Annotated in this window: 16 protein-coding genes and 1 pseudogene; 6 read left to right on the top strand and 11 right to left on the bottom strand. The window is 40.9% G+C overall.

What is annotated here, in order from left to right:
• Positions 1–13: 13 nt before the first annotated feature.
• Both Q0Y52_RS06240 and Q0Y52_RS06235 read right to left on the bottom strand, forming a co-directional pair.
• Positions 14–1,195: an acetyl-CoA C-acyltransferase gene (locus Q0Y52_RS06240; protein WP_297819473.1), complete on the bottom strand. Its 1,182-nt coding sequence runs from the start codon at positions 1,193–1,195 to the stop codon at positions 14–16.
• A gap of 53 nt (positions 1,196–1,248) precedes the next feature.
• Complete coding sequence (locus Q0Y52_RS06235; RefSeq protein WP_297819470.1) at positions 1,249–3,393, bottom strand: 3-hydroxyacyl-CoA dehydrogenase NAD-binding domain-containing protein; 2,145 nt, start codon at positions 3,391–3,393, stop codon at positions 1,249–1,251.
• A gap of 238 nt (positions 3,394–3,631) precedes the next feature.
• Between Q0Y52_RS06235 and Q0Y52_RS06230 the strand changes: the two genes are divergently transcribed.
• The 6 genes from Q0Y52_RS06230 (at position 3,632) to Q0Y52_RS06205 (ending at position 13,894) form a co-directional block, all read left to right on the top strand.
• Positions 3,632–4,543: a haloalkane dehalogenase gene (locus Q0Y52_RS06230; protein ID WP_297819467.1), complete on the top strand. Its 912-nt coding sequence runs from the start codon at positions 3,632–3,634 to the stop codon at positions 4,541–4,543.
• Positions 4,544–4,573: 30 nt separating this feature from the next.
• Positions 4,574–5,332 carry an SDR family oxidoreductase gene (locus Q0Y52_RS06225; protein WP_297819464.1) on the top strand — a complete coding sequence of 253 codons (759 nt, stop codon included), beginning with the start codon at positions 4,574–4,576 and terminating at the stop codon, positions 5,330–5,332.
• Positions 5,333–5,517: 185 nt separating this feature from the next.
• Positions 5,518–7,167 carry a long-chain-fatty-acid--CoA ligase gene (locus tag Q0Y52_RS06220; RefSeq protein WP_297819461.1) on the top strand — a complete coding sequence of 550 codons (1,650 nt, stop codon included), beginning with the start codon at positions 5,518–5,520 and terminating at the stop codon, positions 7,165–7,167.
• Between the two features lie 178 nt (positions 7,168–7,345).
• On the top strand, positions 7,346–9,922 hold the full coding sequence (locus Q0Y52_RS06215) for a M1 family metallopeptidase (protein WP_297819458.1): 2,577 nt from the start codon (positions 7,346–7,348) through the stop codon (positions 9,920–9,922).
• A gap of 184 nt (positions 9,923–10,106) precedes the next feature.
• Positions 10,107–12,323 (top strand): TonB-dependent receptor, encoded by a 2,217-nt coding sequence (locus Q0Y52_RS06210; RefSeq protein ID WP_297819455.1) that lies wholly within the window; start codon positions 10,107–10,109, stop codon positions 12,321–12,323.
• A gap of 1,109 nt (positions 12,324–13,432) precedes the next feature.
• On the top strand, positions 13,433–13,894 hold the full coding sequence (locus Q0Y52_RS06205) for an Hsp20 family protein (RefSeq protein ID WP_297819452.1): 462 nt from the start codon (positions 13,433–13,435) through the stop codon (positions 13,892–13,894).
• An 86-nt stretch (positions 13,895–13,980) separates the two neighbouring features.
• Here the strand turns inward: Q0Y52_RS06205 and Q0Y52_RS06200 are convergent, their stop codons facing one another.
• The 9 genes and pseudogenes from Q0Y52_RS06200 to Q0Y52_RS06160 form a co-directional block, all read right to left on the bottom strand.
• Complete coding sequence (locus Q0Y52_RS06200; protein WP_297819449.1) at positions 13,981–14,370, bottom strand: MAPEG family protein; 390 nt, start codon at positions 14,368–14,370, stop codon at positions 13,981–13,983.
• 81 nt (positions 14,371–14,451) lie between these two features.
• Positions 14,452–15,096, bottom strand: coding sequence for an adenylate kinase (gene adk, locus Q0Y52_RS06195; protein WP_297819445.1), 645 nt, complete (start codon positions 15,094–15,096; stop codon positions 14,452–14,454).
• A gap of 190 nt (positions 15,097–15,286) precedes the next feature.
• Positions 15,287–17,210 (bottom strand): annotated as a pseudogene (gene htpG, locus Q0Y52_RS06190) (molecular chaperone HtpG).
• 228 nt (positions 17,211–17,438) lie between these two features.
• Positions 17,439–18,038 carry a recombination mediator RecR gene (gene recR, locus Q0Y52_RS06185; RefSeq protein WP_297819442.1) on the bottom strand — a complete coding sequence of 200 codons (600 nt, stop codon included), beginning with the start codon at positions 18,036–18,038 and terminating at the stop codon, positions 17,439–17,441.
• Between the two features lie 49 nt (positions 18,039–18,087).
• The gene (locus tag Q0Y52_RS06180; protein ID WP_297819512.1) at positions 18,088–18,417 is read right to left on the bottom strand and encodes a YbaB/EbfC family nucleoid-associated protein; all 330 of its coding nucleotides are present in this window, start codon (positions 18,415–18,417) and stop codon (positions 18,088–18,090) included.
• Positions 18,418–18,458: 41 nt separating this feature from the next.
• Complete coding sequence (gene dnaX, locus Q0Y52_RS06175; protein ID WP_297819439.1) at positions 18,459–21,020, bottom strand: DNA polymerase III subunit gamma/tau; 2,562 nt, start codon at positions 21,018–21,020, stop codon at positions 18,459–18,461.
• Between the two features lie 8 nt (positions 21,021–21,028).
• Entirely contained in the window at positions 21,029–21,565 is a 537-nt protein-coding gene (gene apt / locus Q0Y52_RS06170) for an adenine phosphoribosyltransferase (protein WP_297819436.1), read from the bottom strand.
• Positions 21,566–21,983: 418 nt separating this feature from the next.
• The gene (locus tag Q0Y52_RS06165) at positions 21,984–22,730 is read right to left on the bottom strand and encodes a putative DNA-binding domain-containing protein (protein WP_297819433.1); all 747 of its coding nucleotides are present in this window, start codon (positions 22,728–22,730) and stop codon (positions 21,984–21,986) included.
• On the bottom strand, positions 22,730–23,578 hold the full coding sequence (locus Q0Y52_RS06160; RefSeq protein WP_297819430.1) for a DUF692 domain-containing protein: 849 nt from the start codon (positions 23,576–23,578) through the stop codon (positions 22,730–22,732). Before Q0Y52_RS06160 ends, Q0Y52_RS06165 begins: the two co-directional genes overlap by 1 nt.
• Between the last annotated feature and the right edge of the window lie 74 nt (positions 23,579–23,652).

Genomic DNA, 23,652 nt, shown 5'->3' with positions numbered 1-23,652 from the left:
GAGCTAATTTCTATTAATAAACTTCAAACAAACCTGCAGCACCCATACCGCCACCAATACACATAGTACAAACAACAAATTTAGCACCACGGCGTTTACCTTCAATCAAGGCGTGGCCAACCATACGTGCGCCGCTCATTCCGTAAGGGTGACCTACCGAAATAGCCCCACCATTAACATTCAGAATATTGTCATCAATACCTAACTTATCGCGGCAATATAATACTTGCACAGCAAACGCTTCGTTTAGCTCCCACAACCCAATATCGTTCATGGTTAAGCCATGCTGCTTAAGCAGTTTTGGAATAGCGAAAACAGGGCCAATGCCCATTTCATCTGGTTCGCAGCCTGCAACGGCAATACCGCGATAAGCGCCTAATGGGGTGAGGTTTTGTTGTTCAGCTAGTTTACTGCTCATCAAGACACTGGCAGACGCGCCGTCAGATAATTGACTCGCATTACCTGCAGTGATAACGCCACCCTCAATAACAGGCTTTAAATTATTCAGACCTTCTAAGGTGGTTTCAGCACGATTGCCTTCATCTTTAGTTAAAGTTACTTCTTGAAAGCTTTCTACTTTAGTCTCGCGGTCAATGATCACTTTAGTCGCATTTACCGGTACAATTTCATCATCAAATTTACCTGCCACTTGCGCCGCTGCGGTGCGCATTTGGCTGCGATAAGCATATTCATCTTGCACATCACGATTAATACCGTAGCGAGCAGCGACTATTTCAGCTGTTTGTAACATAGGCATGTAGATATTTTTGTGCATTTTAGCCAAGGCTGGATCAACCATTCGGTGAGTATTCATCGATTTGTTTTGCACTAAGCTAATAGAATCCAGTCCACCTGCAACCATTACGGGTACGTTGTCAGTAATAATATGTTTTGCTGCTGTGGCAATCGCGTACATACCTGAGCTACATTGACGGTCTAAGGTCATGCCAGATACAGACGTAGGTAAACCTCCAGCGAGTCCAGCAAGACGACCAATATTCATGCCGCCGCTGCCTTGGGTTAAAGCGCTGCCCATTATCACGTCATCAACACTGGCGGGGTCAATACCAGACTTTCTTACTGCTTCACGGATAGCATGGCCACCTAAACTTGGGGCTTCCAAGTTATTGAATGCGCCTTTATAAGCACGGCCGATCGGAGTTCTCGCGGTTGATACAATGACTGCTTCTTTCATAAGATCCTCTATAAATTACTTAAATTGGTTAGTGGTAAGACACACATCAATGACTATAGGTCAGCGAATCGTTTGCCTTGTTCTGCTAATTTTTTCAATAATGGAGCGGGCTCAAACCAGTTTTCACCATGTTCGCCTAGCTCATCGCGATATTTACACATAGCGTCATATACTGTTTTTAAGCCAATTTCATCGGCATACTGCATAGGTCCACCGCGATAAACAGGGAAGCCATAGCCGTACACATAAATCACATCGATATCGCTAGACTTTGCAGCAATGCCTTCATCCAAGATCAACGCACCTTCGTTTATCATAGGGAAAATAATCCGTTCGATAATTTCTTGATCACTGATGTCACGTTGCGCCACGCCTAAATCTGCAGCTACTTCCTTCGCTAGCTCAAGAACACTTGGATCAGGAATAGGTTTACGGCTACCGGCTTCGTACAAATACACACCTTTACCGGCTTTTAACCCTACCCTGCCCTGTGCGACTAATTTGTCAGATAAGATGCAATAAGTGGGATCATGCTTAATAAATTCGCGGCGTGATTCACGTACAAAAGCACCAATATCCTGCCCCGCCATATCCCCCATAGTGAAAGGTCCCATAGGTAAACCAAAATCGTAAATCACTTTATCGATATGTTCTGGCGTACCACCTTCAAGCATCATACGGCTCGCTTCACGGCCGTATGTTTCAATCATGCGATTACCGACAAACCCAAAACAAACACCCACTAATACAGCAACCTTATTGATCTTCTTTGCCATTTTCATAGTGGTTTTAATCACTTCAGGTGATGTTTGGCTGGTTTTAACGACTTCCAGCAATTTCATTACGTTGGCAGGACTAAAGAAATGCAAACCAATCACATCTTCTGGGCGCTTCGTGGCTTCAGCTATTTCATCAATATCTAACGTAGAGGTATTAGAGGCTAAAATCGCGCCGGGCTTACACACAGCGTCTAAAGCTTTGAATACTTCTTGTTTGACTGACATCTTTTCAAATACAGCTTCAATCACTAGGTCTACATCACTTAAAGCAGCGTATTGTGTTGAACCCGTTAATAATGCCATTCTGTCTTCGACTTGCTCTGCAGTGAGTTTGCCTTTTTTCGCTGAGTTTTCGTAGTTTTTACGAATAAGCGCCAAACCTTTATCTAAGGCGTCTTGTTTAAGCTCAAGCATTGTTACAGGAATACCCGCGTTGGCAAAGTTCATCGCAATACCGCCCCCCATAGTACCTGCGCCAATAATACCGACTTTTTTGATATCTCTTATAGGGGTTTCTTTGTCAAAATCTTTGACATGGGATGCAGCACGTTCAGCGAAGAAGAAATGCTGTTGCGCTCGCGCTTCTTTAGAACGCATACATTCCATAAACAATTCACCTTCACGCACTAAACCTTGTGCAAAAGGTAATGCAATCGATGCTTCAACAGCTTGAATACAACGTTCAGGTGCAAAGAAACCTCTAGCCTTAGTTGCTAGCCCTTTACGGTAATGAGCAAATAATTCTTTTGGGGCTGTACTAACATCAATCTTCAGATCACACGTTTTACGTACTTTACTACCACCAGCAATCACTTCTTCGCAAAACGTTAATGCACTATTAAGCAAGGTTTCTGGACTATCGACGACAACATCAAATACACCAGGTAATTTTTTAGCGGCAACAGGGCGACCAGAAACAATCATGTCTAGCGCTTGTTGAACGCCTGCTAATCGTGGCAAACGTTGTGTTCCGCCGGCTCCTGGCAAAATACCTAAATTCACTTCAGGTAATCCCACTTTATTGGATGCGAACGTCACTCTATAGTGACAAGACAAGGCCACTTCCAAACCCCCACCAAATGCTGGGCCATTTAAGACAGCAACCACTGGTTTGGGTGAATTTTCAATCACATCTAATACTGCAGGTAAATTGGGCTCTAAATCACCACCTGAAAATTCGCTGATATCAGCTCCGCCAGAAAATAAGTTCTGTTTAGACGAGATAACGATCACCTCGACTGACTCATCAGCAACAGCGGCATGTAAATATTCTATAAGTCCAACACGAACGGATTTAGACAATGCATTAACAGGAGGATTTTGCATCCATAACAACGCTATTTTATTTCCAGATGGCGTTTCAATTAGTTCGTAGCTTACCGCGTCACGATTGACTGCTTTGGATTCAACTTGGCTCATGTAGACCTCTTACCAGCTTAATATTTACTGAGGATACTAGGCCACCCTTCCCAATCATTCTAATTTATTGATTTTATACTGCAGAATAAACAGGCTTTATTGGTGTAAGTAACCTATGCACTGCTTCTATTCATTAAATAGATAATCCTGTATTAGTCTGAGCAAGTTGACTTTTCATGGCACTTTTGGTGTTCTACAAACAATTATTTTACAAATTCATTACATTGAGAGATCAGCTTTGCAATTTTTGACAACTCCTGAGCATTGTTTCGAACAAATAAAAGACTTTCGTTACACGCCTCATTACTTGCAAGTGAATGATAATGAAGGGGGGTTGTTAAAACTACACTATGTAGATGAAGGCCCAAGTGATGCCAATGTTGTTCTAATGCTGCATGGTGAACCTAGCTGGGCATATTTATATCGTAAGATGATTGATCCTGTTATCCAAGCTGGTTACAGAGTAATAGCGCCAGATTTAATTGGTTTTGGAAAATCAGATAAACCCACCAAGCGAAGTGATTATACTTATCAGCGACATCTTGATTGGGTACGCCAAGTTATCATTCAACTAAATCTGAGAGATATAACCTTGGTTTGTCAAGATTGGGGCGGATTATTGGGATTACGTTTAGTTGCCGAACACCCTGATTTATTTGCTCGGGTTTTGGCTGCCAACACTATGCTCCCGACTGGCGACCATTCACCCAACGAGGCATTCTTGAATTGGCAAACCTTTTCTCAAGAAGTAAAAGTGTTTCCGGTAGCCGGGATCCTTAAAGGTGGCACTGTTGCCCCCCTCAGTACTGATGTATTGGCTGCTTATAACGCACCTTTTCCTGACGAGACATTTAAAGCGGGAGCCAGGCAGTTTCCTCTTCTCGTACCGACTACCCCAGATAATCCTGCCAGCGATGCCAACAGGTTAGCTTGGCAGACCCTGCAGCAATTTGACAAACCTTTTATGACCGCCTTCAGTGATTCAGATCCTGTTACAGCTGGCGGTGACAAAATCATGCAAAAACTTATTCCTGGCTGCCAAGGTCAAGTGCATACGACCATTGAGAAAGGTGGACATTTTTTGCAAGAGGATCAAGGAAATAAATTAGCTGACGTATTACTAACCTTTATGAATTCTAACCCTATTTGAATTCTAAATAAGAAGAGCAGGAACAATTTAATGGATGAGTTATTAGATTTTACCGGAAAAGTAGCACTGATTACCGGAGCAGGAGGTGGTTTTGGCCGTTTGTTAGCACAAGGGCTAGCTAAACGTGGATGTAAGTTGGTGATAAGTGACATCAATAAACAAAATTTAGATGAGACACTAGCGTCTTTACCAGAACAAAATAACGCAATGTCGATGTTATGTGATGTTTCCAAAGAACAAGACTGTAAAAACATGGTAGATAAAGCCTTGGGGAAATTTGGCCGAGTGGATATTGGCGTCAACAATGCAGGTATTGCTCACGGCCTCATCCCTTTACATAAATTGACTGAAGACACCATGAACAGCCAATTTAACGTCAACGTCAATGGCGTACTATTTGGCATGAAATATCAAATAGAGGCGATGCTGAAACAAGGCGAGGGCCATGTATTGAATATCAGCTCTCTAGCTGGTCTAGGCGGAGCGCCAAAAGGCGGAGCTTATGCAGCAGCCAAACATGCAGTAGTAGGTTTAACCAAAACGGCCGCGGTAGAATATGCCAGAAAAGGTGTCCGCTGCAATGCGATTTGCCCTTTCTACAGCCCCACAGCTATTTTGGGTGAATTTGCTTCAGAAGAAGGACAAGCCCAATTAGCCAGAGGAACACCCATGAAACGTTTATCTAAACCACAAGAAGTGGTCAATGCCATGTTATTGATTTTATCTCCAGGTAATTCTTACATGACGGGACAAACTATCGCCATCGATGGCGGCGTGACAGCTTGGTAAATTACGAAAAAAGATAAGAAAAAATATTAACCACAGACAACACAGAGGTTTCGCTCCATAGAGGAGCAAATTGTTAGAAACTTAATTTTCTTTTCCTCTGTGAATTCAATGCGCGGCACCAGTTGCCCTCTGTGATTTAAACGTTTTGTGCTTTTGTAAGCACCAGTTAATTTAAAGGAAAAAATATGCAAGCCTTGATGATGAATTCCCAGTTAATGATCTCCTCTATACTTAGACATGCAGATAAGAACTTCCCGGATTCGGAGATTGTTTCTGTTACTGCAGATAACCCGAGACACAGGCATACTTATAAAGACTTTGCTAATCGCAGCCGTCAGTTGGCGAATGCCTTAGCCGGGCTAGGTGCTAAATTTGGTGATCGTATCGGCACTTTAGCTTGGAACGATTATCGCCATCTCGAACTTTACTATGGTGTTTCTGGCAGTGGTATGGTGTGTCATACCATCAACCCTAAGTTGTTTCCTGAGCAAGTAAACTACATTATCAATCACGCAGAAGACAAATTTATCTTTGTGGATTTGTTGGTCGTCCCTTTACTTGAAGCCCTAAAAGATCATCTTCCTAAAGTAGAGGGTTACATCATTTTAACTGATGAAGCTCACATGCCTGATACAACGTTACCTAATGTGATGTGTTATGAAACACTTTTAAGCAAGCAGTCTACTTCCTTTAATTGGCCTGAATTTGATGAGAATACTGCCAGCGCTATGTGTTACACCTCAGGCACAACGGGTAATCCCAAAGGTGTGGTGTATAGCCACCGCTCAACCCTTCTACATGCATTGGGTGGCAGTATGCCAGACGTGGTCGCGGCTTCTTACAAAGAAACCACCTTGCCCATAGTGCCAATGTTTCATGTCAATGCATGGGGTGCACCTTATGCTTCATTGATGGCAGGTTCAAAAATGGTCATGCCCGGGCCTAAAATGGCCGATGGTGAATCATTACAAAACCTGATTGAAACCGAAAAAGTCACGTTTAGTTCTGGCGTACCTACCATATGGTTAGCCTTATTGGACTACCTAGAAAAAACAGGTAAAACCATTCCTAGTCTCAAACGCGCCAGCGTGGGTGGTGCTGCTTGTCCTAGAATTATTATCGAAAGGTTTAAATATCAACATGAAGTAGAAGTAATCCAAGGCTGGGGCATGACCGAGACCAGCCCACTTGGCACCATTTACTGCAAAAAATCAGGCATGGAAGAGTTGTCTGAAGAAGAAGTAATCGATTTACAATGTTTACAAGGCCGAGGGGTGTTTGGTATTGAAATGCGCATTGTTGACGACAATAATAATGAGCTACCGTGGGATGGTGTGGCCTTTGGGGCGCTTAAAGTGCGTGGCCCTTGGGTATCCAGCGGTTATTATGGTTTATCTCAAGTGCCTGGCTCAGAAGGTTGTCCAGTGGATGAACTTGGCTGGTTTGATACCGGTGACGTCGCCACTATTAATCCACAAGGTTATCTGCAAATTACAGACCGTACCAAAGATGTGATTAAAACTGGTGGTGAATGGGTAAGTTCAATAGAAATTGAAAATGCAGCAGTGAATCACCCAGACGTAGCCGAAGCAGCAGCGATTGGACGTTACCACCCAAAATGGACAGAACGCCCTCTACTAGTGGTAGTTCGTCAAGCAGGAACAAGCGTAACCACAAAGCAATTGTTAGAGTTTTTGCGTAACAAACTACACAAGATATCTTTACCAGACGATGTGGTGTTTGTTGATGAATTACCCCATACCGCCACTGGTAAATTGAATAAGCTGGCTTTGAGAAAAAGTTTAGCGGATTATCAGTTTCCTATCACAGCTTAAGTACAACTTAGTCCAGATAAAGGCGCATCAGCGCCTTTTTTTGTACACTTTTTTGGCACTCAACTCATCACTAATACACATTTATTAACCATTTCAATCTTGCATTTTTTAATATTGTATCTAGGGTGCTCAGGCTAGAGTCATTTGGACTCATCATAAAACATTTTCAGGAAACTATATGAAGCTTAAACACTTGTGTTTATGGCTTATGCTAAGTATGACTATTTCTGTCAACAGCTATGCCAAAGAAACCGCCTATCGATTATCCACCTTGATCAAACCCAGCTTTCAGCAGATTACGCTAAAAGTTGACCCAGATAGCCCTACATTTAGCGGTGAAACGACCATTATAATAGATGTAACAGAGGCCACTGACATCATTGGTTTTTACCAAAAGGACCTCAACATTCAACAAGCTTACTTGACTAATGGTGACATCCTTATCCCTCTTACTGTTTCATCACATGACTACGATATCCAACAGGCTAAAGCCACCCAGAAAATTGCGGCCAACCGTTACACCTTACATATTGTATTTGATGGAAATTTCAATACCACATCAGATGGCATGTATCTATCAAAGTTTGAGGGGTTAAACTATGTATTTACGCAATTTGAAGATATGTATGCCCGACGAGCTTTTCCTAGTTTTGATGAACCAGGATTTAAAATCCCCTATCAGGTAACTGTGATGTCCCCTGAAAAACACACTGTGTTATCCAATACCTTAGTGAATAAACGCACAGTTAAAGACGGTTGGCAGACAGTCGAATTTAATAAGACCAAACCTATGCCCACTTATTTGGTCGCCCTAGCGGTTGGGGAGTTAGACGCTTATGACATCCCCAATTTAAGTGTGCCAGGCAAAATATACACTCCCAAGGGTCAGTCACAGCGTACTAAGTTTGCGGCCAAAAACACCGCTGGCATATTGCAAAATCTAGAACGTTATTTTGGCTCTGCTTATCCCTATCAAAAGTTGGATTTTGTTGCTGTACCTAATTTTACTTTTGGTGCAATGGAAAATGTTGGCCTAGTGACCTATCGCAGTAGTTTGTTGTTGCTTGATGATGAACCTCGCTTAGCCGAACAAAGCAGTACACTAAACGTGATTGCCCATGAATTAGCGCATATGTGGTACGGCAATCTAGTCACTATGGCATGGTGGGATGATTTATGGCTTAACGAAGCTTTCGCCTCTTGGATGGCCAGTAAAGTGATGATGGACCTATACCCAGAACAAAACTTCAAAGGCCGATTAGTGCAAGAAGGTGCCTTTGGTGCTGACGCCAGCCCAACGGTTAAACCAGTTAAAAAAGTGGTGAAAAGTCAAACGGATGTTATGGATGGTCTAGGCTTAAATTACAGTAAGGGTGAGTCTATTTTGCAGCTAATTGAGTCCATGGTAGGCGAAGAAGCTTTCCAAAAAGGCATTCAGACTTATATGAAAAACAACGCATTTAGCAATGCTCAGGCCGATGACCTATGGAAGGTGTTGTCAACTGTGGCCGATTTCGATGTACCAGCTATGATGAAAACTTACCTAGAACAACCCAGTTATCCATTAGTCAGATTTTCGGCAAATGGCGAGATTAGCCAAACTCGTTATCATGAAAAAGGAGCAGCGGTAAAAGAGCAAACTTGGATCGTACCACTTGCCATTAGTTATAAGAAAAATGGTAAAGTATCTCGCATAAATTTGTTCCTAAATACAGCCAAACAATCGGCCATTGAACTTGCTGAGGCAGACTGGATTTTCCCGAACGAAAACGCCATGGGTTATATGCGCTGGAAAGTATCAGCGGAGCAATTAGCCGCCCTACTAGACGATTTATCAGTATTAAATGTGCGGGAGAAAAAATCCCTACTCTATAATACTGAAGCCCTGTTCTCAGCGGGTGAAATTGAGTTAGGTGAAATGATGACGGTAATGGATGCTTTAGTTGATGACAGTAATTCTATGATTGGCGCAGCTGTAGTGTCTACCATGAGTGACTTTCTGTATTTGGTAGACAAAGATAACGAGGCCATATTTGGTCGATTTATTGCTAAAAAACTTACACCTTGGTTCGAACGTTTAGGTGTCGAAGATAAACCTGGCGATTCAACCGATACCACACGTTTGCGTGGCTCAGTGTACGGTATGATAAGTCGTTATGCCAATACACCTAAAGTAGAAAAAGTCAGTGCACAGCTAGCTAATAAGTATTTGGCAGATCCTACAAGTGTCCCCAGAAACATTGCTACTAGTGCATTAAGGTATATGGCTCGCTTTAATGATCAAGATTGGTTTACAAAACTAAGAGACTTTTATGTTGCCAATACAGATGCAAATATTCGCGGCACAATCAGCCGTGCTATGATTTTTAGCGATGAGCAACAAATCTCAAAAACCTTAGACTTTGCCCTGTCGGATCATGTCAGTCCTGCCAACGCAATGACTAATGTGTATGCTGCGATAAGCGGCTTGGATGATCAAACTATGTTTTATGTTTGGTTAGACAAGAACTTTGATGCTCTATCAAAAAAAATCCCAGCCTATCATATGACTAGAATGCCGGAGTATTTTTCAAGCACGTGTGATGCAGACAACATAATGTTGGCCGAAAAGTTCTATGCAGGTAAAAAGGAAAACGTTGAGGGTATGGCACGCAGCTACGACATAGCCATCTACTCTGCTAAACAATGCCAATGGTTGAAAGACAATAACCAAGCTAATTTTAATCGTTACTTAAAAGCGGCAACAAATATCTAACTAAACATAACACTTTTCTGAATCAAAAATAAAAACCGGCAACTTTGTCGGTTTTTTAATGACTGAATTATGCAATTCTTATTAAGAATCATTTGCATTTAGATTAATATTAAATTATTATCCTACCTATCAAATTCATACTATTTAACGATTTATTCTTAACTGAGATACAGGTAGGTAATTAATGAAAAGAAGCATCCTTGCGTCCACCGTTGCCCTGGTGATATCAGCAAATAGTGCCCTTGCACACTCACCCAAAGCCGCAGTCGAAACGGTGACCATTTTCGGTAGCGCAACAAGTGCGCAAGCCGCCACTGGTGCAGCGCAATATATTGGTGAAGAAGAGTTAGCGAAGTTTGTTTATAGCGATATCCAAAGAGTTATTCGCCAAATTCCAGGTGTGTCTGTGCAAGTCGAAGACGGTTATGGCTTGCGTCCAAACATAAGTATCCGAGGTGTGGCAACAGAGCGCAGTGGCAGGATAACGCTACTTGAGGACAATATTTTGATTGCTCCAGCGCCCTACTCTGCTCCTTCAGCCTATTATTTCCCTACTATGGGCCGTATGAGCGCAGTTGAAGCTGTCAAAGGTCCGGCCGCAATTACTCAAGGCCCTTATACGATAGGTGGCGCATTAAATATGGTGTCTACACAGATCCCAGAAATTCAAGGTGGACAAGTCACCCTAGAAGCGGCTCAAGGTGCCACCTACCGCCTTCATGCCAATTATGGTGATACACGCGATAATGGTTTTGGTTATCTAGTTGAGGCGCACCAATGGCAATCTGATGGATTTCAAGATATTGACCGAAGTGATACCAATACCGGTTTAGATGTTTCAGATTTAACTGTAAAGCTCGCTTATGCACCAATCAACTCTGCTCACAGTGCTGAGCTAAAATTACAAATGACTGACCAAGACTCGAATCAAAGTTATTTGGGATTAACTGATACAGATTTTAGCCTAAACAGTACGAGACGTTATGGCATGTCTGAACTCGATAATATCTCCACCGAACATAGCCAAGTGATTCTCCGTTATGGCTTCAAAATCAACGATGATTTTAATTTCACAGCCACAGCCTACAACAACCAACATGAACGTAATTGGTTTAAAACTGAGGGCATTGATTTTGATGGCAGCGACAATGCCCAAGATTTTTCTAAAACTAGTTGGTCAAACGTTATCTCTGCACTGAATAATAATGAAAGCCTCAATGGCCTCAGCGCAAACCAACTACAAGGTATTTTAGATGGCGGTATCGATACTGCCCAAGGTAGTATTCAAATACGCGCTAATGCCCGTGAATACTTCTCTCGCGGCATTCAATTTGGCCTATACTGGGACAAAACAATTGGTGAAGTTAAACACCAATTGGAAGTGGGCTTAAGAGTACATCAAGACGAAGAAGACCGTTTACAACGTAACAGCACGTACCAGCAACTTAACGGGAAATTGCAACTCAATGACTTGGGTGAATTAGGTAATGCTGGAAATCGTGTACAAGAAGCACAAGCGTTAGCTATGCATATCTATGATCGCATCGAATTGGGTAATTGGGTATTCACACCAGGTTTACGCTTTGAAGATATCGAACAAAAGCGTACACGTTTCAACAATGGTGAAACACGCACGTTTCGCGATGATCGCAAAAACGACACGCAGGTCATTTTGCCAGGTTTAGGGGCACTATATAAAATGAATGACAATTTCACATTAGTAGCCGGTGCGCATAAAGGATTCACTGCCCCAAGCAACTCATCTGGGGTACGAGAAGAAGAAGCGATTAACTATGAATTTGGTTTTCGTTTTGCCAATAATACACTTAATGCAGAAGCCATTTATTTCTTAAGCGACTATGATAATTTATTAGGTGAGTGTACCGCTTCTTCAGGCAGTGACTGTGAAATTGGTGACGCCTTTAATGGTGATGCGGCAACAGTGCAAGGTATTGAATTTGTTCTAAAAACAGAACTGACTGAATTTAATAACATCAGCGTTCCACTTAATATCACCTATACCTATATCGACAGTGCATTTGATACAGACATCGCCGACACTGCTTTTTTTGGTGATGTGAGCGCGGGTGACTCCATCCCTTATATTCCAGAAAACCAAGGTCAAGTATCTCTTGGCTTAGAAGGCAATAATTGGTCTGCTTACGTCAATGGTGTATACGTTGACGCAGTATGTGTAAAAGCGTCTTGCGCAGCGTTTGAGAAAACGGATAGTAGCTTGACTGTGGATATCAGTGCTAACTACCAAGTATCTGATGCGCTGAAACTATTCGCTCGCATCGAAAATTTAACTGACGAACAAAATATAGTCAGTAGACAACCTTATGGGGCTCGCCCTAACAAAACACAGACGTTTTCGGTTGGTGCGCAATATAGTTTTTAACGGTTGCTAATAAAAGCTTCGAGCGTAAAAATAGATGGATCTATATACAACCCAGCAAACGCTGGGTTTTACATTATTACGGTTTTTTTAGTGATGAAATGAACCTAACACTTTGTTTTAAATAGCTTGGGGTAGTGATGAAAATAATCGGCTTGATTGGAAACATGAGTTATGAGTCAATGGCGAGTTATTATCAATTCATTAACCAAAGTATTAAAAAATAGTTAGCTAGATTGCATGCTACAAAACGTGTCATGGTCAGTGTTGACTTCGCAGAAATAGAAGCTTTACAACATCACGTTAATGGGCAAAAACCGTGGATATTTTATCTGCTTTAGCTAAGTCGCCTGAAGCAGCGTGTACTGATTTTTTTTCTAATCTCTACCAATACTGTGCATAAAGTAGCATCACAAGTTTCTGACGTTGTGAATATACCTTTACTGCATATTGCTGATGCTACTGGTGCACAACTTATATCAGATGCTTTGAATACAATCGGGCTGTCTGGTAAAAAGTTCACTGTGCAATAGGGCTTTTACAAGAACAGGTAACTGATATATTTTCGATTAATGTGTTGGTTCCCATTGACGATAAGTAAGAGATTATTCATCGCGTTATATACTAAGCGTTATGCTTGGATATAGTATAGTAGACAAGCAATCCCGCGGACAATATTTAGATATCATACAAAATTTAACCCCGCGAGATGCGCAAGGGATCATTTAAGGCTGTACAGAGATAAGTTTATTACTGGATAAAAGCCATACAAAAAATACACTTTATGACACTACATTTATTCATACACTTGCTGCAGTTGAAAAAGACTTAAAATAAATAATATTTTATTTTGCATAAATTTCAATTGGTTGCAGATTAAAATACAATTAATTTAGACCTTATCGTTGAAAAACAATATGTAATCTACATATATATTATGTTGACGCCGAAAGGGTTGACACAGAAACATAGGACTTGTTTCTTACGTGTAATCTCACATTAGATAACACAGCCCATACTGGGTTTGGTGATAGGAAATCCATACCAAAAACGTCGCCGAATATTCGGGACAAATTAAATTTTATATTGCTTAATTTACGAGGATATACACAATGCGTAACATCGATTTATCTCCACTTTACCGTTCTTTCATTGGTTTTGATCACTTAGCATCAATGATGGACACTGCGTCAAAAAACGAAAAACAATCTACTTACCCTCCCTACAATATTGAATTATTGGCTGAAGATAAATACCGTATTACTATGGCTATTGCTGGATTTGCTAAAGATGAAGTGAGCATAGAAGTGCAAGAAAATACCTTACAGGTCATTGGCATTAAAGTAGCAAAAGACAATAAAGACGCTTCCACTAAGGAAGAACGTAAGTTTCTACACAAAGGCATATCAGAGCGAAGTTTTGAACGTAAATTCCAGCTAGGAGATCACGTTAAAGTATTAGCTGCTGACTTAGAGAATGGCTTATTACATGTTGATTTAGAACGTGTGGTGCCAGAGTCGAAAAAGCCAAGAAAAATAGAGATAGGTAGTAAGCTGATTGAAAATATCAAATAAACTTTAAACAACTCTCCCTGAATTAACTGTTAACAATAACGGCGCCCAGTGAGCGCCGTTTTTTTTACATTGAACAAACGAATAACTTAGCGGTATAAAACTAAAATATTCATGACTGACAATATTATCAATGATGCAAATGTCAGCAACATGCCAGATATCCTTTGCCAACTCGATCCAGAATGTCTACGTAACCCAAATGCATGAAGAAAACGGCCAGATAACAACGCAGTACCCGCCAGATGTAAAATAATGGGGGGACTTAGGTTTACCTCGGCGACAAAAAGCAAGATAAGTACAATGGGTGTATATTCGCTAAAATTGCCATGGGCACGGATAACTTGTTGGAAGTGATGGTCACCTCCATTACCAAGGGGTATCTTTTTACTAAACCGACCTTTAATAACGAGAACGGAAAGATATAAAAATAAGATACCCAATAACCCTGCATAAAAAGCTGTAATGGGGGTATGCATACAATCACTCCAACAAATAAAAAAAAAGCCACAAAAAAGCCCACTATACGCAGGCTTCAATCAAACTAAAATAAAGTTTAATTAACTTAATAATGTCTCTAACTGACTGCTGACAAGTTGAACAGCTTGAGTGCCATCCATCTTATGGTAAGCACAATCGCCCTCAGCAGCTAACTGAGTATAATAATTAACTAATGGTTTAGTTTGCTCGTGATAAATACCAAGACGTTTACGTACAGTCTGTTCTTCATCGTCTGGACGAATAGCTAAGTCATCACCCGTCTGGTCATCTTTTCCTTCAACCATCGGTGGATTATAGCGAAGATGATACACTCTGCCAGAATCAGGGTGAACTCTGCGACCGCTCATACGTTCTACAATTACTTCGTCGCCCACATCAAATTCGATAACATGATCGATTTTTATTCCAGCGTCTTGCATTGCATCAGCTTGTGGAATAGTGCGTGGAAAACCGTCTAGCAAAAAACCTTTTGCACAATCAGCTTGGGTTATACGTTCTTTTACCAAACCAATAATCAATTCGTCAGAAACGAGTTTACCTTCATCCATTACACGTTTTGCAGCTATACCAAGCTCTGAACCAGCCTTTATCGCTGCGCGTAACATGTCGCCAGTTGAAATTTGTGGGATCCCGAACTTACCCATTAAAAATTGGGCTTGGGTACCCTTACCTGCACCAGGAGCACCAAGAAGAATAATGCGCATGCTGTGTCCTCTGATCAATAACTTGATTTAAAAAGTAGGGGCGCAACTTTACACATTCAACTTTAAAGTTACAACAGTATTAAGGCTTTAAATATAAGACATAGGTCGTATAAAACAAACTTTTAAGCCGTTAATACAAAAACGGGCATCTAAGCCCGTTTTTATTATCTTAATGTAAGCCTTAATGGGCCTATTTAGCTAAGCTTAATAGTAGCTTGTTCAAGTTTTGCACAAAGCTAGCTGGGTCCTTCAAACTGCCTTGTTCTGACAATGAAGCTTGATCAAACAACACACCAGTCCATTGAGAAAACTGCTCTTCATCTTGCACATCAGCCAATAATTTAACTAATTGATGTTCAGGATTCATTTCAAAATGGTACTGCGCTTCAGGTACAGGTTGACCTGCAGCCTGCATCAACTTGATCATTTGAGTGGTCATACCTTGTTCATCTGCGACGATACAAGCAGGGGAGTCTGTTAAGCGATGAGTAAATTTAACATCTTTCACTTTGTCGCCTAATGCAGTTTTAACACGTTCAGCTAAACCTTCAACCTGTTTTTCTGCTTCTTCTAAAGCCTTTTTACTGTCTTCGTCATCTAAATCACCCAAATCTAATGCACCATGGGTGATGGATTGAAACGATTTTTCATTGAAGTCAGTTAAGTGAGACATTAACCACTCATCTACGCGATCAGCCATTAACAACACTTCGATACCTTTTTTACGGAAGATTTCGAGATGTGGGCTAGATTTAGCTGCTTTATAGTTATCTGCAGTGATGTAGTATATTTTCTCTTGTTTTTCTTGCATGCGACCAATGTAGTCAGCAAGAGAAACTGTTTGCGCTTCAGAGTCTGTACTCGTTGAAGCAAAACGCATCAAACCAGCCACTTTTTCTTTGTTGGCTTGATCTTCAGCTGGACCTTCTTTTAACGCGTTACCAAACTCAGCCCAAAATGCCTGATACTTTTCAGGATCATTTTTAGCGGTTTTTTCAAGCATCTGTAATACACGTTTCGTGCAACCTTGACGCATTGCTTGGGTGACTTTGTTGTCTTGCAAAATTTCACGAGACACATTCAGCGGCAAATCATTTGAATCCAACAAACCTTTTACAAAACGAAGATAGGTAGGCAACATTTGTTCTGCGTCATCCATAATGAAAACGCGTTGTACATAAAGCTTAAGTCCGTGTTTATGATCACGGTTCCACATATCAAACGGTGCTTTGCTCGGGATATATAACAAGCTAGTGTATTCCGTTTTACCTTCAACTTTATTATGCGACCACGTCATGGGATCACTGAAGTCATGCGATATGTGTTTATAGAATTCTTTGTATTCGTCTTCGCTTACATCAGACTTATCACGGGTCCAAAGAGCAGTCGCTTTGTTTACCGCTTCCCAAAATGCCGGCACAGCAGGAATTTTAGTGTCATCAGGTCCATCACGCTCAGGCTCTTCTTCTTTGAACATTTTGACAGGAATGCTGATGTGGTCAGAGTACTTGCTCACAATTGAACGTAAACGCCAATCGTCCAAAAATTCTTTTTCATCTTCTTTTAAGTGCAGAGTAATTTCTGTACCGCGATCTGCTTTTTTCGATATCGGCAATAGTAAACTCACCTTCACCAGCTGATTGCCATTGCACGCCTTGTGCCGTGTCATCACCAGCAGCACGAGTGCGCACAGTAACGTTATCAGCAACGATGAATGCAGAGTAAAAACCCACACCGAATTGACCAATAAGTTGCGAATCTTTGGCATCGTCACCAGACAATTTACCAAAGAATTCTTTAGTTCCAGACTTAGCGATCGTACCAAGATGTTCAATCACATCGGTTTTATTCATACCAATACCATTATCGGCAATGGTAATAGTGCCAGCGTCTTTATCGATACTGAGCTTCACGTGTAAATCACCATCGCCTTCGTATAAGCTGTCATTAGACAGGGCTTTAAAGCGTAATTTATCTGCAGCATCGGCCGCATTTGAGACTAATTCACGTAAGAATATTTCTTTGTTTGAGTAAAGCGAATGGATCATCAATTGAAGTAATTGTTTTACTTCGGTTTGAAATCCATGAGTTTCTTGATGGGCTGATTCAGCCATAGCCAAGTGTCTCCTGAGTTGTAGTTACTTGAATGATGATTTGTAGATGAGGTCGGTTAGTTAGTTTTCAAGGATAACAACATAATTTGTTTTTATTTGGAGGAAAAACAGGCAGGGTTGATGATGTTTGATTAAACAAGTTCAGACACTGTTATCCCAGAGAGCGTATTGTTGACCACATTGGATGCAACAGATTCACTTGCCAAATAAGTTATTACTCCCAGACACTTAAATGTCTCTGCGCCCAGCGAAAGCATGAGTCAAGGTATTGCCATCAATAAATTCTAACTCACCGCCAACAGGCACTCCATGAGCAATACGGCTAGCTTTAATAGCTTGGTTTTTACACATTTGCGCAATGTAATGTGCAGTAGCTTCACCTTCTACAGTGGGATTGGTTGCCAAAATCACTTCTTTGATATCGTCATTTTCAAATATCTGGGATAACTGTTCTAAGCCGATGTCCGCCGGACCAATACCGTCTATGGGCGATAAGTGCCCCATCAATACAAAATAGCGGCCTTTAAATTCCAGGGTTTGCTCAACAGCCAGCATATCTTGAGGAGATTCCACAATACACAATGTTTGATTTTCTTGTCGCTTGGGGTTGGCACAAATGTCACACAACTTATTTTCACAGAAGGTACGGCACTGCTCACAATGTTTGACGTGTTCCATGGCATTGTGCAATACATGGCTTAGCTGAAGAGCACCTTGGCGATTTCGCTCCAAAAGATGAAACGCCATACGTTGGGCGCTCTTAGGTCCTACTCCTGGTAATATCTTAAAGGCGTCAATCAATTCTTTAATTAAGGGGCTAAACTGCATCCATCACCTACGTTTTTTTGCTTATAGTTAGTATTGCGCAGCTACTGTCTTAAAAAGGCATTTTAAAACCAGGAGGTAAAGGCATTCCACCCGTCACATCAGCCATTTTTTCTTTAGTGGTTTCTTGCACACGTCTTACGCCATCATTAAAAGCTGCAGCGACTAAATCTTCGATCATCTCCTTATCATCTTCCATAAGACTTGAGTCGATATCAACCCGACGTACTGCATGACTGCATGTCATTGTGACTTTAACCAACCCTGCACCAGACTCACCTGTGACTTCCATTTTAGCTAACTCTTCTTGGTTTTTTTGCATGCGCTCTTGCATTTGTTGCGCCTGCTTCATCATGTTACCCATTCCACCTTTCATCATAATCTGTCTCTCTTTGTGTAAAATAAATATTTAATTTTGGCCGTCTATCTAGCTTGAATACTTTGTTTGTCTATCTTGGCAGCAAACTGTTTTTGTAACAATTGAATGCCGGGATCACTTTTCACCACTTCTCGGGCATATTCATTACGCACTTGATTCACTTTTAATTGCAAGGCATATGGGGAGTTAATGGGTTTTCCAAGCTCAATTTCAAGTTCAATAGGCTCATTAAGTGCTAAACAAAGGGCATCTTTGAGCTGTTGCTGAGCTGTATCTGAAATAAGATGTGCCTTTGTTTCTAAAAGTATCAATCTAACGGTGTTACCTTGTTTATTAAAAGTAGAGTGTAAAGCTAATTGTTTTGTCAATGCGGTCACTTGCATATCTTCAATCAACCTACTCCATCCATCAATTTGTAACGCTTTTTGGACTTTTTGTTTGTTAGGCAAAAAAGCTGATACCTCTAAGGTGACATCGCCAACATTATCTTCATCTAAATGAGCATAAGAATCGAAATACTCAGTTTCTTGTAACGTTTTTTCTGCTGAAAAAGGACTGTTCATGGGTGTTAGCAAAGTTGGAGCAGAAGGGGTAACTAAGGGGGTAACCGCTGCTGAAACTGGTGACTCGTTTTCAACTGACCATGGCGGTAAATCATCTGTTTCATGGTCTACACTGGAAGATGAAATTTGTGGTTCCGAAATAGATGCTGATGGGGGAATATCCTGACCTGGCTTTTTATCATTGGCCACATCAGCTTTAATTTCAGCTTCTTGGTTTTGATTACGGATCGAAGCTAAATTGAATGGTGTAAAACTTTCAGACTTTTTTACCTGTTCAGCCCCTTCCCCCGCTTCACGTTGGCTTTGTTTAAGCTTATTACGAAGTGCTATTAAATCAGCGGTAGAGGTATTTGGTTTTGTATCAGTTTGCTGATGAGGATGTGCCTGAGGGATCTGTGTTTGTATTGCATCATTTTTATAACCCGATGTGTGATGTTCAATGTCAAAACCTCCATGGCGTTGTTCTTCCAACGAAACGGGTTGATATTGGTCATAATCTATTGGTTGATGACCAAAATTTTCTGCCTGTTCCATAATATCTTCCTGCTGAGCAAATAATTCAGCGTCCGAAGATTTTCCTTGTCCATCCTGTAATCTACTTTGATCTTGATTTGGTTCAGATGAAAGCTCGGGTGAAAGCTCGAGTGAAAGCTCGGGTGAAAGCTCGGGTGAAAGCTCGGGTAAAAGTTCAGATGAAGGCTCAGCACTTAACGTTTCATCAAGCACAGGATTATTTTCAGCTATGACTTCACCTGGTTCGCTTTGTTGACCCGAAGATTCAACACCAGATTCAACTAGTGTAGCGCTTTGGTTTTTCATCTCATCAGAGTTATGTGTTGTGAGATCAGTAGATAACGTTCCTAATGTGACATTGTCTATTATTTGACTGGTGGGTTGTTTAAAACCCCCTTCAACATCTTGAGTTAAGGCAACGATGTCTAGTGCGTCTAACTTTACATTATTCGGACAAAAAGCCAGCATGCGCAACAATGTCATTTCCAGCCCTGTCCTGGCATCGGCAGCATGGGGTAAGTCTTTTTTACCTGTCAGGGCAATTTGATAGAGTAATTGAACTTGTTCAGCAGGTACAGATTTGGCCAATTGGAAAATAGCTCTGGCAGAAATCGTTTCTAATTTACATGCATCGGGCACAAATTGTGTCAGAGCAATTTGGTGCAGCAGGCTCATAATTTCAGCCAAGACCAACCCATAGTCGGGAGCCTGGTTAGCCATCAATTCGACTTGCTGCATGACTTTGCCGCTGTCTTTTTTCACCAAGGAATGAACCAGTTTGAGCACTTGGTTTTTATCCATTAGCCCCAGCATATCGGTGACTGTTTGTATCCCAACTACACCATTACCTTGAGCGATGGCTTGATCTGTCAAACTTAACGCATCGCGCATACTACCTTGGGCAGCTCTCGCAAGCTGGTTGAGCGCGTCTTTGTCAAATACAATGCCTTCTTCGCCAAGTACAAAGCTTAACTGCTGGCAAATTTGTGAACGAGACAGGGCTTTAAGATTAAATTGTAAACAACGGGATAAAATCGTAACGGGTAGTTTTTGTGGATCAGTGGTCGCCAACAAAAATTTAACGTGAGGCGGCGGCTCTTCGAGGGTTTTCAGCAAAGCATTAAAACTATGCTTCGACAACATGTGCACTTCATCTATTAAATAGACTTTATAACGTCCACGACTGGGTTTATATTGAACGTTATCTAACAACTCTCGAGTGTCTTCCACTTTTGTACGAGACGCAGCATCTATTTCAAGTAAATCAATAAAATTGCCGTTTTCGATTTCTTTACAAGTACTGCATTGACCACAAGGTTTAGCACTTAGACCTTGTTCACAGTTTAAACTTTTTGAAAAAATCCGAGCAATGGTGGTTTTACCTACACCCCGCGTACCAGTAAACAGATAAGCATGGTGCAGTCTATTATTATCAAGTGCATTAGAAATGGCAGTAACGACATGTTCTTGCCCTACTAATTCGCCAAAACGATTAGGTCGCCATTTTCTAGCTAAAACTTGATAACTCATTTACTTAGTTACTCACCGTCGAATTCACAAATAGAAAAACTGGTAACACCATAATCGATAAGTTTTTGATTACCACCAAGTTCTGGTAATGAAATAACAAAACCAGCGTGTTCAACCACACCGCCCAAGCGCCTGATCAAATTAGCCGTAGCGATCATAGTACCGCCAGTTGCCAACAAATCATCCATCATCAATACTTTCTCGCCGGGTTTTACTGCATCCCTATGGATTTCTAGACAATCAGTACCGTATTCAAGTTCATAACTTTCACTTATCACTTCGCGAGGCAGTTTATTTGGCTTACGCACCGGAATAAATCCGATCCCTAATTCAATGGCTAAAGGCGCACCAAACAAAAATCCACGAGCTTCAGTACCCGCAACTTTATCAAAACCCATTGGCGCATAATGCTTCAATAATATTTCAATACTGGCTGAGTAGGCTTTATGATCTTCTAAAACCGAGGTAACATCACGAAACATGATCCCAGGTTTAGGATAATCAGGAACGGTTTTAATAACCGATTTTATATATTCGGCGGGCACGAATTTCCCCATAAATTAATAAGGTTAAAAAGAGTAGTTGCGGATATTATAGGTAAAAAACGAACCAACCCAGTATGACATGCATTAATGGTAATGCTAACAGAACGCCTAAGGCGGCAAACAAATAGCCCCAATTAAATGGGTCGTGTGGACTGTTACTATCTTGCATTACTGCACTCCAGACTCAAAGGGGAAACACCCTTAAAAACAACTAAATTTGAATCCAGATATTAATCCATAGCTTAATAAATTGATAGCCCTAAAAAGCTATGCCCGTGATAACTATCCAAAAATTCTGGAGCTGTATGGCGCTAACAGGGAAATATATTGCTGCAATTTAAAACGTTAAGTGCGAAGCTTGCTATCCTTATTATCGAATAAATTCAGTCAACAAAGATATCAGGTAAAGATGTAAGATTTATTCGTCTACCGGAAATAATATTTCTTGTTTTAATAACTGCTTTAGCACTTGTTGAAGTGACTCGGTGATTTGTTGAACGTCAAGTTGCGGCATGGCGGCAATCATCGTTTTACTAAGGAAGTCAATGCTGGCCACTCCTTGTTGCGCAATTATACTTAACAAGTGCGCAGATACAGCATTAACGAGTGTGAAATTCACATCGTCTGTGGCATCTCGATAAATCACTAGATACACCACTTCATTAGTCTGTGTAGGTTTAAAATCAGAACTTATTTGATGAACCGGATATTGGTAACTGACCAAGCTTGCTAAGTCTGACATCTGAACTTGGATTACCTGTGAATGCCCGTCCCAAACATTAGCTATTTGACTCGATTGGCGCACACTAACGTCTAACTCCAGCCATTCGTAATGTGCTAATTCGAGCATAAAGACCGGATCACTCTCGGTTAATGCATATTCACTGCTTAGGTATTCGACAAATTCCTTACTGATATCAATAAAGTAAGGAGAGCGGCATGTATGTTCAATAAAAAACTTTCGCGCCAATACTTGCCATTGTTGTTCTGAATATAAACTCTCTAAGACAGGAAATCCTGAACTGAGAAAACCCAAAATATTGTTAAAAAATAAATCTCGATATATTTTTAAACGGCGGTCTTCGATCTCTCCATCAAATGGATGGGCTTGAGGGTTTTTTATATGCTGAATAAAAGCACGTTGTGTTTTTATCAGTGACGTCATTAGGCGCTAAATTGTTTCGGGTGCTGGGCAGATACTTGCTGCTGAATAGTTCTGATTTTTTCCATTTCTAATAACAATTCATGAATGGGTGGTATATTAAAGTCTCTTTCTAACAAAGTCGGAAAAACACCATGGATCTCATAGGCCTTTTTAAGTAATTGCCAAACAGGTTCAATCACATCTGCACCGTGGGTATCAATTTTTAAATCATCAGCTTCATCATAGTGCCCTGCAATATGCCCATATACAATTTTACCGCTGGGCATAGCGGCCAAGAAAGCTTCGGCATCGTAGCCGTGGTTAATAGAATTAACATAAATATTATTCACATCTAATAACATCAAACAACCCGATTCATTCAATACCGATAGTGTGAATTCTTCTTCGCTCATCTCTTGTCCAGGTGCGGCATAATAAGACACATTTTCTAATAGCAACGGCCGCTCAATAATATCTTGTACTTGTTTAACCCGCTCAACTACATGTTTAACTGCTTCTTCGGTAAAAGGAATAGGCATCAAATCATACAGGTGACCTTGACCCGAACAGTAACTTAAATGTTCACTGTAATATAAAATATGATGTCTATCTAAGAATGCTTTAACCTTTTTTACAAAATTGATATCAAGAGTATCAGGGCCGCCAATAGACAATGATAAACCGTGGCTAACAAAATTACAGGCAGAGGTAAATTGGTTGAGGTTTTTCTGATACTTTCCCCCAAGAGGGATCCAATTTTCCGGCGCCACTTCCCAAAAATCGACAGAGCTAGGAATATCAGGTAAAAGCTCATTGAGCATTTCTCGGCGTAAACCTAAGCCTACCCCTGAAAGATGTTTATTGATCATTAGATGTGTCACCTGAATTTTTCTAAAATAAAGGCCGACATGAGCCGGCCTTTATCATTTAACTAAACCTAAGT

Source organism: uncultured Paraglaciecola sp. (assembly GCF_943787955.1).
GTDB lineage: Bacteria > Pseudomonadota > Gammaproteobacteria > Enterobacterales > Alteromonadaceae > Paraglaciecola.
This window is presented reverse-complemented; position numbering and strand designations above follow the sequence as displayed.